11 protein-coding genes are annotated in these 13,187 nt (G+C 71.8%); 4 read left to right on the forward strand and 7 right to left on the reverse strand.

Annotation, left to right across the window (positions count from 1 at the left end; genetic code table 11):
* Nucleotides 1-2: 2 nt before the first annotated feature.
* Entirely contained in the window at nucleotides 3-815 is an 813-nt protein-coding gene (locus tag PV682_RS11240) for a crotonase/enoyl-CoA hydratase family protein (RefSeq protein ID WP_319726809.1), read from the reverse strand.
* A gap of 170 nt (nucleotides 816-985) precedes the next feature.
* Here PV682_RS11240 and PV682_RS11245 point away from each other — a divergent pair, with 170 nt between their 5' ends.
* Nucleotides 986-2,581, forward strand: a complete 1,596-nt coding sequence (locus tag PV682_RS11245) for an acyl-CoA synthetase (RefSeq protein WP_319726810.1) — start codon at nucleotides 986-988, stop codon at nucleotides 2,579-2,581.
* Here the strand turns inward: PV682_RS11245 and PV682_RS11250 are convergent.
* Both PV682_RS11250 and PV682_RS11255 read right to left on the reverse strand, forming a co-directional pair.
* Nucleotides 2,578-3,258: an alpha/beta fold hydrolase gene (locus tag PV682_RS11250; protein ID WP_319726813.1), complete on the reverse strand. Its 681-nt coding sequence runs from the start codon at nucleotides 3,256-3,258 to the stop codon at nucleotides 2,578-2,580. The genes PV682_RS11245 and PV682_RS11250 overlap by 4 nt on opposite strands.
* Nucleotides 3,259-3,296: 38 nt before the next feature.
* Nucleotides 3,297-4,142, reverse strand: a complete 846-nt coding sequence (locus PV682_RS11255; protein ID WP_319726815.1) for an alpha/beta fold hydrolase — start codon at nucleotides 4,140-4,142, stop codon at nucleotides 3,297-3,299.
* Between the two features lie 68 nt (nucleotides 4,143-4,210).
* On the opposite strand from PV682_RS11255, the gene paaK reads away from it, so the two are divergent.
* Nucleotides 4,211-5,488: a phenylacetate--CoA ligase PaaK gene (gene paaK / locus PV682_RS11260; RefSeq protein WP_319726817.1), complete on the forward strand. Its 1,278-nt coding sequence runs from the start codon at nucleotides 4,211-4,213 to the stop codon at nucleotides 5,486-5,488.
* Here paaK and PV682_RS11265 read toward each other — a convergent pair.
* Both PV682_RS11265 and PV682_RS11270 read right to left on the reverse strand, forming a co-directional pair.
* On the reverse strand, nucleotides 5,475-6,977 hold the full coding sequence (locus tag PV682_RS11265) for an acyl-CoA synthetase (RefSeq protein ID WP_319726819.1): 1,503 nt from the start codon (nucleotides 6,975-6,977) through the stop codon (nucleotides 5,475-5,477). The genes paaK and PV682_RS11265 overlap by 14 nt on opposite strands.
* Nucleotides 6,978-7,056: 79 nt before the next feature.
* The gene (locus tag PV682_RS11270; protein WP_319726822.1) at nucleotides 7,057-7,437 is read right to left on the reverse strand and encodes a hypothetical protein; all 381 of its coding nucleotides are present in this window, start codon (nucleotides 7,435-7,437) and stop codon (nucleotides 7,057-7,059) included.
* Nucleotides 7,438-7,544: 107 nt separating this feature from the next.
* Between PV682_RS11270 and PV682_RS11275 the strand changes: the two genes are divergently transcribed.
* Both PV682_RS11275 and PV682_RS11280 read left to right on the forward strand, forming a co-directional pair.
* The gene (locus tag PV682_RS11275; RefSeq protein WP_319726825.1) at nucleotides 7,545-8,033 is read left to right on the forward strand and encodes a MarR family winged helix-turn-helix transcriptional regulator; all 489 of its coding nucleotides are present in this window, start codon (nucleotides 7,545-7,547) and stop codon (nucleotides 8,031-8,033) included.
* Between the two features lie 83 nt (nucleotides 8,034-8,116).
* A complete protein-coding gene (locus tag PV682_RS11280; protein WP_319726827.1) occupies nucleotides 8,117-10,501 on the forward strand; it encodes a penicillin acylase family protein in 2,385 nt (794 codons plus the stop codon).
* Here PV682_RS11280 and PV682_RS11285 read toward each other — a convergent pair.
* Nucleotides 10,466-12,025 carry an acyl-CoA synthetase gene (locus PV682_RS11285; protein ID WP_319726829.1) on the reverse strand — a complete coding sequence of 520 codons (1,560 nt, stop codon included), beginning with the start codon at nucleotides 12,023-12,025 and terminating at the stop codon, nucleotides 10,466-10,468. The genes PV682_RS11280 and PV682_RS11285 overlap by 36 nt on opposite strands.
* Nucleotides 12,022-13,134 (reverse strand): NAD(P)H-dependent flavin oxidoreductase, encoded by a 1,113-nt coding sequence (locus PV682_RS11290; protein ID WP_319726831.1) that lies wholly within the window; start codon nucleotides 13,132-13,134, stop codon nucleotides 12,022-12,024. The genes PV682_RS11285 and PV682_RS11290 overlap by 4 nt, the downstream gene beginning before the upstream one ends.
* Nucleotides 13,135-13,187: the final 53 nt, after the last annotated feature.

A 13,187-nucleotide genomic window follows, 5' to 3' on the forward strand; every position in this document is an offset into this window, starting at 1 on the left:
GGTCAGGCCCGCTTGTAGACGGGGGCGCGTTTCTCGGCGAAGGCGCGGGTGCCTTCCTTGGCGTCGGCGGTCGCGAACACCGGCCAGCCGCGCTTGAGTTCGGCGGCGAGCCCCTCGGCCTCGGTGAGTTCGGCGGTCTCGTACACGGACGCCTTGACGGCCTCGACCGCGAGCGGGCCGCAGGCGTTGACCTGTTCGGCGATCTCCAGCGCCTTGTCCAGGGCGGTGCCGTCGGGGACGACGTGCCCGATCAGGCCGATCGCGGCGGCCTCGCGGGCGGTGTAGGGGCGGCCGGTGAGGAGCATCTCCAGGGCGTGGGTGCGGGGAATCTGCCGCTGGAGGCGGACCGTCGATCCGCCGATCGGGAAGAGGCCGCGTCTCACCTCGTACAGGCCGAAGGTCGCGGACTCGCCGGCGACGCGGATGTCGGTGCCCTGGAGCATTTCCGTGCCGCCCGCGACGCAGTGGCCCTCGACCGCCGCGATGACCGGTTTGCGGGGGCGGTGGTGGCGGAGCATCGCCTTCCAGTGCAGGTCGGGGTCGGCGTCGAGGCGGCTGCGGTAGTGCTCGCCGTCGATGCCCTTGCCCGCGAGGGCCTTGAGGTCCATGCCGGCGCAGAAGGTGCCGCCGGCGCCGGTGAAGACGATCGAGCGGATGCTGTCGTCGGCGTCGGCCTCGATCCAGCCGTCGTACAGGCCGACGAGCATGGGCAGCGAGAGGGCGTTCCTCGCTTCGGGCCGGTCGAGTGTGAGGACGAGGGTGGCGCCCTCGCGCCGGACTGTGAGGTGTTCGGTACCGCTCTCGGTGCCGCTCATGGGCGCTCTCCCCTCCTGAGCCTTCGGGGGAACAGGTTGCAGGAGGCCGGTGGGCACTTCAAGGGGCGACCGGCGACTTTCTGACAGACAGTCAGATTTCTCTGCCGTGAGGCTTCCCAGTTGCCGCCGCCTTTGCTCTGATGACCGGCGAGCCGAGGTGGGGAGGAACGGTGGAGTACAACCTTGCCGACCTGTTCGAGTCGGTCGTGGACGTCGTGCCCGACCGCGAGGCACTCGTGTACGTCGACCATCCGGGGACCGGCGCGGAACTGCGGCTCAGCTACGCCGAGTTGGATGCCGCGGCCAACCGGATCGGGCATCACCTGCTGGCGCGGGGGCTGCGGACCGGCGAGCATGTCGGGCTGCACCTGTACAACGGGGTCGAGTACCTCCAGGCGGCGCTCGGGTGCCTGAAGGCGCGGCTGGTGCCGGTGAACGTCAACTACCGTTACGTTGAGGACGAGTTGGCGTATCTGTACCGGGACGCCGACCTCGCCGGGCTGGTCTTCGACGGGGAGTTCGAGGACCGGGTGCGGGCGGTGCTGACCCGGACGCCGGGGGTACGGGAGCTGCTGCGGGTGCGGGAAGGGGAGTTGGGGGACTCCTTCGCGGAGGCCGAGGGGTCCGGGGAGCGGGGTTTCCCCGCGCGGTCCGCCGACGACGTGTTCATCATCTACACCGGGGGCACGACCGGGATGCCCAAGGGTGTGATGTGGCGTCAGGAGGACCTGTTCTTCTCCGGGATGGGCGGGGGCGCGCCGACCGGGGAGCCGGTGAAGAAGCCTCAGAAACTGGCCGAGCGGGTCGCCGCCGGGGCGCCCGGCATCACCTTCTTCCCCACTCCCCCGCTCATGCACGGCACCTCGACGCTCACCGCGTTCATCGGCTTCAACTTCGGCCAACGCGTCGTCCTGCACCGCAAGTTCGTGCCGGAGGAGGTGCTGCGGACGGTCGCGAAGGAGAAGGTCAACGCGATCTCCCTGGTGGGCGACGCGATGCTGCTCCCCCTGATCGACGCCCTCTCCGGGCCCCTGCGCGGCACCGACTGCTCGTCCCTGTTCAGCGTCTCGTCCTCCGGCGCGGTCCTCTCGGACACGGTCCGCCGCCGCTTCCGCGAACTCCTGCCGAACACCATGCTGTTGAACAACTTCGGTTCCTCCGAGTCCGGCTTCAACGGCACCGCCACGGACGACTCCGGGCCCGACAAGGGCTTCCGCGTCCAGGTCAACTCCCGTACGCGAGTGGTCGATCCGGCGACGTACGCGCCGGTCGCCCCCGGCGAGGTGGGCCGCGTCGCCCAGCGTGGGCACGTCCCCCTCGGCTACTACAACGACCCCGCGAAGACCGCCGAGACGTTCTTCGAACGCGACGGCGAGCGCTGGGTGCTGCTCGGCGACATGGCGACCGTCGACGAGGACGGCGTGGTCGTGGTGCTGGGGCGCGGGTCCCAGTGCATCAACACGGGCGGCGAGAAGGTGTACCCCGAGGAGGTCGAACAGGCCCTGAAGGCCCACCCCGACGTGTACGACGCGCTGGTGGCCGGGGTGCCCGACGCGACCTGGGGCAACCATGTCGCGGCGGTCGTCCAACTCCGCCCGGGCTCCGCCGAGTTGACACTCGACGCACTCCAGACCCACTGCCGTGCCAGCCTCGCCGGGTACAAGGTCCCCCGGCAGCTGGTCATCGCGGACACGATCCGGCGGTCACCCAGCGGCAAGGCGGACTACCGGTGGGCGCGGGAGGTCGCGGTGGAGGCGGACCGTTAGCGCAGGAACTCGCCGACGTGCGCCAGGAACTCCGCCGGCCGGGTGGCGTGCACCAAGTGCCCTGCGTCGACGGTCACATGACGGGCGTCGGGAATCCGCGCGGCGAGTTCGGCCACCTGCTCCTGCGGGATGAGGCTGCTCGGGCCGCCGCCGATGAGGAGGGTCGGCGCGGTGATCCGCGCCGCGCCCTCCCGCCAGGCCGGGTCCGGGGCGTTGCGCTGGGCGTCGGTCGCGGTGATCATCGCCCAGTCGTACGGGAGGTCGCCCTCGGGGCGTTCGGCGGGCGGGCGGGGCGGGTCGAGGGGGACCGTGACGGGGACGTCCTCCAGCACCAGCCTCCGTACGGCGGCCGGGTGTTCCTGCGCGAGGAGGAACGCGACGATCCCGCCCAGGGAGTGCCCTATCAGGTCGGCGCCGGTCAGGTCGAGGGCTTCGAGGTAGCCGTGGACGTCGTCGCGCATCGCCTCGTACCCGTACTCCCCCGGCCAGTCGCTGTGGCCGTGTCCGCGCAGGTCGGGGGCGTGGACGCGGCGCCCGCCCGCCGCGAGGCGTTCGGCGACCCGCGTCCAGTCGGCGCTGTCGAGGCCGCGGGCGTGCAGGAGGACGACGGGCGGGGCTGCCGCGGGGCCCCAGGTGCGGTGGGCGAGGGTGATGCCGTTCGTCTTGACGGTGTGCATGGCGGGGAGGGTAGCCGGGGGCGGGGCGGGCGGGGCGGTCACTCTGCCGACCGCAGAAAGGCGTTGACGTGGCGGACGAACCAGTCGGGGTCGTCGAGCCAGGGGATGTGGCCGGCGTCGGGTTGGAGGGCTGCCTCGGCGTGGGGCAGGAGCTCGGCGGTGCGGTGGGTGAGGGCCGGGTTGGGGGCGCCGTCGTGGGTGCCGGAGAGGAGGAGGACGGGGGCGGACAGGGCGGCGAGGGCCCTGCGGGTGGCCGGGGGGTCGTAGGCGTCGGGGCTGTGGAAGAGGGCGGCGGCCTCGTCGTTCGTGCGGGACTCCATGAGGGCCAGGTGGGCTCGGGTGGTGGCGTCCCAGCGGGAGTAGATCAAGGCGCCGAAGGACTCCAGGCCGCCGGAGAAGTCCCCTGACTGCCAGGTCCGCAGGGCCGCGTACGCCTCCTCGAACCACTCCTCGCCGCTGCGCAGGCGTGCGGCGGCCAGGTGGTCCTCGTCGGTGGCGTGCAGGCCGAGGGCGCGGGCCAGGACGGCGATCAGGACGAGGTGCGCGACCCGGTCGGGGTGGCGGGCGGCGTACAGGAGCGCGAGGTTGCCGGACGCCGAATGCCCCAGCAGGTCGATCCGGTCCAGGCCGAGGTGGGCGCGCAGCGCCTCGACGTCGTCCACCTGGCGGTCGCAGCGGTAGGTCGCCGGGTCGGCCGGGACCCCGGAGTCGCCGGTGCCGCGCAGGTCGAGGAGGATCAGCGTGCGGTGGGCACTCAGGCCGCCGAGGTCGCCCAGGTACTCGGACGCCACCATCGGGCCACCGGGCAGGGCGATCAGGGGCGGGCCCTCACCCCGTACGTGGTACGCGAGTTCCGTTCCGTCGGGCGCGGTGAATGTCGGCATACGGCTCATCATCTCCCCTTGTCCCGTCCCCGGGCATCTGTGTTACTGGAGGGGCGGAGGTGAGGCGGATGCTGGACGCCGGTGAGCGGATGGGTGCCGAGGAGCTGCGGGACACGCAGTTGCGGCGGCTGCGGTGGTCGCTCCGGCACGCGTACGAGAACGTGCCGTTCTACCGGGACGCCTTCGACAAGGCGGGCCTGCGTCCGGAGGACTGCGCGTCGCTGGACGATCTCGCCCGGTTCCCGTTCACCACGAAGGCGGATCTGCGGGCGAACTATCCGTACGGGATGTTCGCGGTCGACCGGCGTGAGGTGCGGCGGCTGCACGCGTCCAGCGGGACGACGGGCGTGCCGACGGTCGTCGGGTACACGCAGGCCGATCTCGATCTGTGGGCGGACCTCGTGGCCCGGTCGATCCGCGCGGCGGGCGGGCGGCCGGGGGACGTCGTCCATGTGGCGTACGGGTACGGCCTGTTCACGGGCGGGCTCGGCGCGCACTACGGGGCCGAGCGGCTCGGCTGTACGGTCGTCCCCGCGTCCGGGGGTATGACGGGCCGGCAGGTCCAGCTCATCCGGGACCTGGAGCCGCGGGTCATCATGGTCACGCCCTCGTACATGCTGACGCTCCTCGACGAGTTCGAACGCCAGGGCGTCGATCCGCGCTCCACCTCGCTGGAGGTCGGGGTGTTCGGGGCGGAGCCGTGGACGCAGGAGATGCGGCGGGAGATCGAGGAGCGGTTCGGGATCGACGCGGTCGACATCTACGGGCTGTCCGAGGTCATCGGTCCCGGGGTCGCGCAGGAGTGCGTGGAGACGAAGGACGGCCTGCACGTCTGGGAGGACCACTTCTACCCCGAGGTCGTCGACCCGGTGACCGGCGAGGTGCTGCCGGACGGGGCGGAGGGCGAGCTGGTTTTCACGTCCCTGACGAAGGAGGCGATGCCGGTCGTCCGCTACCGCACCCGCGATCTGACGCGGCTGCTGCCCGGTACGGCCCGGGCCTTCCGCCGGATGGCGAAGGTCACCGGCCGCAGCGACGACCTGGTGATCCTGCGCGGCGTGAACCTCTTCCCCACGCAGATCGAGGAGATCGTCCTGCGCACCCCGGGTGTCGCCCCGCACTTCCAGCTCCGCCTGACCCGCGAGGGCCGCCTGGACGCGCTCACCGTCCGCGCGGAGGCCCGCCCCGACGCGACTCCCGGGGACCGGCGTACGGCGGAGGCGGCGATCACCGCGGCCGTCAAGGACGGGATCGGCGTCACGGTGACCGTGGAGGTCGTCGACCCCGAGACCCTGGAGCGGTCGGTCGGCAAGATCCGCAGGATCGTGGACCTCAGGCCCCGCTGAACCGGTCCCGCAGCTCCCGCTTGAGGATCTTTCCGCTGGCGTTGCGCGGCAGGGCGTCCACGAACACGATCCGCTTGGGCGCCTTGAAGTGGTCCAGTCTCTCGCGGGCGTGGGCGAGGAGTTCGGCCTCGGTGACGTCTCCTCTCGGAACGACGACCGCGGTGATCGCCTCGATCCACTTCTCGTCCGGCAGGCCGATCACGGCCGCCTCGGCGACCGCCTCGTGGGTGTAGAGCGCGTCCTCGACCTGGCGGGAGGCGACCAGGACGCCGCCCGTGTTGATGACGTCCTTCACGCGGTCGACGATCGTGTAGAAGCCGTGGGCGTCCTTGACCGCGAGGTCGCCGGAGTGGAACCAGCCGTCCCGGAAGGCCGCTTCGGTCTCCTCCGGCTTCTCCCAGTACCCCTCGCACAGTTGCGGCGACCGGTACACGATCTCCCCGGCCGTCCCGTCGGCGACCTCCTCGCCGTTCTCGTCGACGACCTTCGCGTCCACGAACAGGACCGTGCGCCCGCACGAGTCGAGGCGGCCCTTGTGCTCGTCGGGTGCGAGGACCATGGCGAGGGGGCCGATCTCGCTCTGGCCGAAGCAGTTGTAGAAGCCGAGCTTCGGGAGGCGTGCCCGGAGCCGTTCCAGGACCGGGACCGGCATGATCGAGGCGCCGTAGTACGCCTTGCGCAGGCCGCTCAGGTCGCGGGTCGTGAAGTCCTCCCGGTTCGCGAGGGCGATCCACACGGTGGGCGGGGCGAAGAGGCTGTCCGCGCGGCCCGTCTCGATCAGCTCGAACAGGCGGTCCCCGTCGGGCGCGTCGAGGATGACGTTCGTCGCCCCGACCGCGAGGTACGGGAGCAGGAACACGTGCATCTGCGCGGAGTGGTACAGCGGCAGCGCGTGCGCGGGCCGGTCCCCGGCGCTGAGGTCGAGCGCCGCGATAGCGCTCAGGTACTCGTGGACCAGCGCGCGGTGGGACATCATCGCGCCCTTGGGCAGGGCGGTCGTCCCGGACGTGTACAACAGCTGGACCAGGTCCTCGGCGCGCGCACCCTCCCCGCCGTACGGCGCCGCCGCGGCGAGCCGGTCGAGGAGTGAGCCGTCGGCGTCCCTGAGCGCCAACCGCCGTGTGCCGTCCGGGAGGTGGCGCGCGAGGTCGGGGTCGGTGAGGACGAGGGTGGTGCCGGACTGGGTGACCAGGTAGGCGAGGTCGTCGCCCGTGAGGTTCTGGTTGACCGGGACGTGGACCAGGCCCGCCCTGGCGCAGGCGAGGAAGGCGATGAGGTAGGCGTCGGAGTTGTGCCCGTAGGCCCCGACCCGGTCCCCCTTCACGAGGCCCTCGGCGAGGAGCACGGCCGCCGCGCGGGAGACCGCGTCGTCGAGTTCCTCGTAGGTCCAGGTGCGGTCGCGGTACTCGACGGCGACCCGCGCCGGGGTGCGGCCGGCGCTGCGCCGCAGCACTCCGTCGACCGTGGTGCTGGCTTGTCCGGACGTCATGGTGGTGATCCTCGGCGGGGTGCGGTGAGCTGGTCAAGTCGGGGCCGGGTCGAGCCGATACGCCCCTTCACGCCGTCCCTCACACCAACCGTCCCCCCACTCCCGTCCGCCCCTCCGGCACCCCCACGAGCGTCACCAGCGTCCGCTCCCGCGCCTCCTCCCCCAGCACCCCGGCCACCGCGTCGGTGATCGCCCCGACCAGCCGGGCCGGTGCCTCGGGGACGGCCGGATGGCGGTAGGCCCCCTCCCTCATGCTCAGCGTGATCTGCGGCGCCGCCCCGCCCGTCACCATCCCTCCGGTCCCCCGGCGATGCGCCGGAACGCCGATCAGGTCCACCCCCACCAGCTTGCGGAAGTCGTCCCCGAAGACGGACCCGACCGCGTCGGTGAGGGCGACGATCAGCTTCGTCTCCTGCCCGGCGAGGGCCTCCTCGCCCAGATGGACGATGCAGTGCGGCATGACCAGCTCCCCTTCTCGCAGACGGCTTGCGTACGATGTCCGCCAGATTGCCTTGCCAGACAAAATAGCTTTGATCTCAAAGATAAAGGAACGGGAGCCGCCTGTCCATGCCCCCCGACGAAAACCCCCACAGCACCCCCGACAGCGACCCCGGCGTCGACCCCGCCGTCCGCGAACTCCTCCTGCTCATGCCCCGTCTGGTCGGCCGGGCGAAGAGGCTGCCGGTACCGGAGGCGCTCCAGTCCCTCTCCCTGGCCCCTCGCCACCTCTCCCTGCTGTCGTACCTCCTCTTCGACGGCCCGATGACGGTGAACGAACTGGCGGCGCGCCTCGGTGTCGCCCCCACGACGGTCAGCCTCCTGATCGGCGACCTGAGCAGAAAGGGCGTCCTGGAACGCCGCGAGGACGACCGCGACCGGCGGCGCCGGATCATCGCCCTCTCCCCCGACCACGAACCGGCGATCACGGCGTGGCTGGCCCCGGGCGCGGCGGCGTGGCGGCGTGTCCTGGCCCCCCTGACCCCGCTGGAGCGCCGCCTGTTCGTGAACACGCTGCTGGCGTACGAGTCGGAGGTGGGCGAGGAGCCGCCTTCTTGACCTTCCCCCGCCATTCCCCTGACGCGGCATTTACCCCTTGATACGCTCAACGTCCCTTTCCATCAACGACGTTGGGAGGCACGATGCGCACCCGCCTCAGACGGCTGACCGTCGCGGCCGTCGCCCTGTTCACCGGGGCGACGGCGCTTCCGGCAGCGGCGGCGCAGTCGCAGGGCCGCCAGGACCAGCCCTCATCAGGCCGCTTATCGGCGGTCGTCCGGTACACCGAGTACGGCATCCCGCACATCACCGCGAAGACCTATACGGACCTGGGCTTCGGCACCGGCTGGGCGCAGGCGGCGGACCAGGTCTGCGTCCTGGCCGACGGGTTCGTGACCGTCAGGGGTGAGCGGTCCCGCTGGTTCGGCCCCGACGCGACGAGCGACCAGTCCCTCGTCTCGGCGACCACGAACCTGTCGAGCGACCTGTATTTCAAGGGCGTCCGGGACGCGCGCACGGTCGAGAAGCTCCTCGCGGAGCCGGCGCCGCGCGGCCCGAGCCGGCAGGCGAAGGACCTGATGGCCGGGTTCACGGCCGGATACAACGCGTGGCTGAGGCAGAACCGCGTCACGGACCCCGCGTGCGAGGGCGCGCCGTGGGTCCGCCCGATCACCACCACCGACGTGGCCGCCCGCTTCTACGCCCTGTCGATCCTCGGCGGCCAGGGCGACAACGTCGACGAGATCACCTCGGCCCGGCCGCCGGCCGCGAACTCCCCTGCGCCGCAGGCCGATCCGCAGGCCGTGATCCGCGCCGTGGAGCAGCGCACCGCCGACGCCTCGATGGGCTCGAACGCGGTCGCGTTCCGCGGCGACACGACGGCGAACGGCCGCGGTCTGCTGCTGGGCAACCCGCACTACCCGTGGCACGGGGGCCGCCGCTTCTGGCAGTCGCACCAGACGATCCCGGGTCAACTGGACGTCGCGGGCGGCTCGTTGCTGGGCCTGCCGACGGTCTCGATCGGCTACAACGCGCACATCGCGTGGAGCCACACCGTCTCGACGGGCGTCCCCTTCAACCTGACCCAGCTCACGCTCTCCCCGTCCGACCCGACCGCCTACCTGGTGGACGGCAAGCCGGAGGCGATGACGAAGCGCACGGTGACGGTCGCGGTGAAGGACGGCGCACCGGTGACGCGCACCCAGTGGTGGACGCGGTACGGCCCGGTCCTCGCCTCCTCCAGCGCCGGGCTCCCGCTGCCGTGGACGGCGACGACGGCGTTCGCGCTGAACGACCCGAACGCGGCCAACCTGCGGTTCGCGGACACCTCGCTCGGGTTCGCCAAGGCCCGGGACACGGCGGGGATCGCCGCGTCGCTGGCGAAGCACCAGGGCCTGCCGTGGGTGAACACGATCGCCGCCGACTCCGGCGGGCACACCCTGTACTCCCAGTCGCAGGTGCTGCCCCGGATCACGAACGACCTCGCCGCGTCCTGCTCGACGCCGCTGGGCTCGGCGACGTACCCGGCGGCCGGGCTCGCGGTCCTCGACGGCTCGCGCACCGCGTGCGCGCCGGGGACCGACGCCGACGCCGTACAGCCGGGGATCTTCGGGCCGGCGAAGATGCCGACGCTGCGGGACGCGGCGTACGTCGAGAACTCCAACGACAGTCCCTGGCTGACCAATGCCGAGCAGCCGATCACCGGGTACGAGCGGATCTTCGGGAACATCGGCACGCAGCGGGGACTGCGGACGCGCGGGGCGATCCAGGACGTGGCGGCGCTCGCGGAGCGCGGGAAGCTGACCGTGCGGGATCTTCAGGCGCAGCAGTTCGCGAACCGGGTTCCGGCCGGGGACCTGGCGGCGGCCGACGCGGCGAAGGCGTGCGCGGCGCTGCCGGGCGGGCAGGCAACGGGGAGCAACGGTACGGCTGTTGACGTCTCCGAGGCGTGCGGGGTGCTGGCGGCCTGGGACCGGACGACGGACACCGGCAGCAGGGGTGCGCTGCTGTTCGACCGGTTCTGGCGGAAGCTGCCCGCGCAGCGCTGGAAGGTGCCGTTCTCGGCGGCCGACCCGGTGAACACGCCGAACACCCTCAACACCGACGGCCCGGCCTTCGCGGCGGCTCTCGCGGACGCGGTCACCGAGCTGCGGTCGGCGGGGATTGCGCTGAACTCCCCGCTCGGGGAGCACCAGTTCGTCGTCCGGAACGGGAAGCGCATCCCCGTTCCGGGCGGGACCGAGGGGCTGGGTGTGTGGAACAAGGTCGAGGGGCGGTGGGACCCGGCGGGGGGTGGCTACTCCGAGATCTCGATGGGGTCCAGTCACATCCAGGCCGTCGGCTGGGACGGCAGCGGGTGTCCGGTGGCGCGGACGCTGCTCACCTACTCCCAGTCGTCGAACCCGAACTCGCCGCACTACGCCGATCAGACGCGCCTGTACGGGCAGGAGCGGTGGGTGACGGCGCGGTTCTGCGAGAAGGACGTCAAGGCGTCACCCGTCCTTCGGACCGTCCGCGTCCACAGCTGAGTCCGCCCAGTACGGCTCCCGCAGGCGGCGTTTGTAGAGCTTGCCGTTGGGGTCGCGGGGCATCTCGGCGATGAAGTCGATGCTCTTGGGCCGTTTGTAGCCGGCGAGTTGTCCGGCGCAGTGGGCGAGGAGGCCGGCGGTGAGGTCCGGTCCCGGGGTGAAGCCCGGGGCCGGTTCGACGACCGCCTTGACCTCCTCGCCCCAGTCGTCGTGGGGGATGCCGAAGGCGGCGGCGTCGGCGACGGCCGGGTGGGCGAGGAGGGCCGCCTCGATCTCGGCGGGGTAGATGTTGACGCCGCCGGAGATGATGAGGTCGATCTTGCGGTCGCGCAGGAACAAGTAGCCGTCCTCGTCGAGGAGTCCGAGGTCGCCGACGGTGAAGAAGTCACCGATGCGGTTCTTGCGGGTCTTCTGCTCGTCCTTGTGGTAGGCGAACCCTCCGGTGTTCATCTTCAGGTAGACGGTGCCGAGTTGGCCGGGCGGCAGCCGGTTGCCGTCGTCGTCGAAGATGGCCAGTTCGCTGATGGGCCAGGCCTTTCCGACCGTGCCGGGCTTCTTCAGCCAGTCCTCGGCGCTCGCGAACGCCCCGCCGCCCTCGCTGGCCGCGTAGTACTCCTCGACGCAGGTGCCCCACCAGTCGATCATCGCCCGTTTCACGTGGTCGGGGCAGGGGGCGGCGCCGTGGATGGCGTGCCGCATGGAGGAGACGTCGTAGCGGGCGCGGACCTCCTCGGGGAGGGCGAGGAGGCGGTGGAACTGGGTGGGCACCATGTGGGTGTGCGTGCAGTGGTGACGGTCGATCAGGCGGAGCATCTCCTCCGGCGTCCACTTGTCCATCATGACCAGCCGGTGCCCGATGTTCAGCGACGCGCCCGCGAACTGGAGGACGGCCGTGTGGTAGAGCGGCGAGCACACCAAGTGGACGTTGTCGTCGAAGGGCTGGATGCCGAAGATGCCCAGGAAGCCGCCGAGGTAGGTCTCTTCGGGGAGTTTCCCGGGCAGCGGGCGGCGGATGCCGCGCGGGCGTCCCGTCGTCCCGGACGTGTAGTTCATGACCCAGCCGAGCGTGCGGTCGGCGGGGGCCGACTCGGGCTGTCCGTCGAGGAGTTCGGCGTACGGGCGGAAGCCGTCGATGCCGCCGACGGCGTACCGGTGGCTCGGCGGGAGGCCGGCCTCGTCGGCGGCCCGCGACGCCTGGCCGGCGAACCGTTCGTGGGCGATGAGGACCTTGGCGCCGGAGTCGGCGACGATCCAGGCGATCTCGGGAGCGACGAAGTGGTGGTTGACCGGGACGAGGTAGAGGCCCGCCTGGGTGGCCGCCAGGTAGGCGGCGATGACGTCAGGGGAGTTGGGCAGGACGATCGCGAAGGCGTCGCCGCGTTCGAGTCCGGCGGCGCGCAGGCCGTGGACGAGGCGGTTGGCCTGCGCGTGGAGGCGTCCGGCGGTCCACTCCTCGCCGTCGGGGGCGATCAGGACGACACGGTCGGGGTGTTCCGCCGCCTGGGCCCAGAAGCCGGGGGTCATCGGGGGCTCCTTCCCGCGGCGATCCGGTCGACGCGCTCGACTGCTTTCTCGAAGCCGCGCGTGAGGTCGTCGACGACGGCCTGGACGCTGCGGACCTCGGTCATCCGGCCGACGATCTGCCCGACGGGTGTCCCGAGCAGGGGTTCGACCTCGTACTTCTGGATCCGGGAGAGCGCCTCGGCGACCAGCAGGCCCTGGAGGGGCATGGGGAGGGTGCCGGGGCCGTCCGGGTCGTCCCAGGCGTCGGTCCACTCGGTGCGCAGCTGCCGGGCCGGTTTGCCGGTGAGGGCGCGGGAGCGGACGGTGTCGCCCGACCCGGCGGCGAGGAGCTTGCGGGTGACGGCGGCCGAGTGCATGTCGGCCTCGGCGGTGGTGAGCCAGAGCGAGCCGAGCCAGGCGCCCTGCGCGCCGAGCGCGAACGCGGCGGCGACCTGCGCGCCGCTGCCGATGCCCCCGGCGGCGAGCACCGGCAGCGGGTCGACGGCCTCGACGACCTCCGGGGTCAGGACCATCGAGGCGATCTCGCCCGTGTGACCACCGGCCTCGTAGCCCTGGGCCACGACGATGTCGATGCCCGCGTCCTTGTGCTTGAGCGCGTGCCGGGCGCTTCCGGCGAGAGCCGCGACCCGCACCCCCCGCGCGTGGGCGCGGGCGATGACGTCGGCCGGGGGTGAACCGAGCGCGTTGGCCAGCAACTTGATCGGGTAGTCGAAGGCGACGTCGAGCTGGCCTCGGGCGACCTGTTCCATCCAGCCGGTGATCCGCCAGCCGGACGCCTCGCCCTCGGCGAGTTCGGGTACGCCGTGTTTGGCGAGGGTCTCGCGCACGAACTGCCGGTGCCCCTCGGGGATCATGGCCTCGACGTCGGCCTCGGTGACGCCCTCGACCTTCTTGGCCGGCATGACGACGTCCAGTCCGTACGGCCGTCCGTCCGCGTGCGCGTCCAGCCAGTCCAGGTCGCGCTTGAGGTCGTCGGGGGCGGTGTAGCGGACCGCGCCGAGCACGCCGAACCCGCCGGCCCGGCTGATCGCCGCGGCGACGGCGGGGAACGGCGTGAAGCCGAAAAGGGCGTGCTCGACTCCCAGTTGGTTGCTCAGCTCCGTCTGCATGTCGCGCAGGATGCCGCAGACGGCCGTCCGAGGGAAGAGGTTTCTGATGGATC

Origin of the sequence: Streptomyces niveiscabiei, assembly GCF_033794345.1 — a bacterium.
Taxonomy (GTDB): domain Bacteria; phylum Actinomycetota; class Actinomycetes; order Streptomycetales; family Streptomycetaceae; genus Streptomyces; species Streptomyces niveiscabiei.

What these genes read in the sequence shown, in the direction of transcription:
- PV682_RS11240 (WP_319726809.1), bottom strand. Translation starts at nt 815, where the DNA reads ATGAGCGGCACCGAGAGCGGTACCGAACACCTCACAGTCCGGCGCGAG.
- PV682_RS11250 (WP_319726813.1), bottom strand. Translation starts at nt 3,258, where the DNA reads ATGCACACCGTCAAGACGAACGGCATCACCCTCGCCCACCGCACCTGG.
- PV682_RS11255 (WP_319726815.1), bottom strand. Translation starts at nt 4,142, where the DNA reads ATGCCGACATTCACCGCGCCCGACGGAACGGAACTCGCGTACCACGTA.
- paaK (WP_319726817.1), top strand. Translation starts at nt 4,211, where the DNA reads ATGCTGGACGCCGGTGAGCGGATGGGTGCCGAGGAGCTGCGGGACACG.
- PV682_RS11265 (WP_319726819.1), bottom strand. Translation starts at nt 6,977, where the DNA reads ATGACGTCCGGACAAGCCAGCACCACGGTCGACGGAGTGCTGCGGCGC.
- PV682_RS11270 (WP_319726822.1), bottom strand. Translation starts at nt 7,437, where the DNA reads ATGCCGCACTGCATCGTCCATCTGGGCGAGGAGGCCCTCGCCGGGCAG.
- PV682_RS11275 (WP_319726825.1), top strand. Translation starts at nt 7,545, where the DNA reads ATGCCCCCCGACGAAAACCCCCACAGCACCCCCGACAGCGACCCCGGC.
- PV682_RS11280 (WP_319726827.1), top strand. Translation starts at nt 8,117, where the DNA reads ATGCGCACCCGCCTCAGACGGCTGACCGTCGCGGCCGTCGCCCTGTTC.
- PV682_RS11285 (WP_319726829.1), bottom strand. Translation starts at nt 12,025, where the DNA reads ATGACCCCCGGCTTCTGGGCCCAGGCGGCGGAACACCCCGACCGTGTC.
- PV682_RS11290 (WP_319726831.1), bottom strand. Translation starts at nt 13,134, where the DNA reads ATGCAGACGGAGCTGAGCAACCAACTGGGAGTCGAGCACGCCCTTTTC.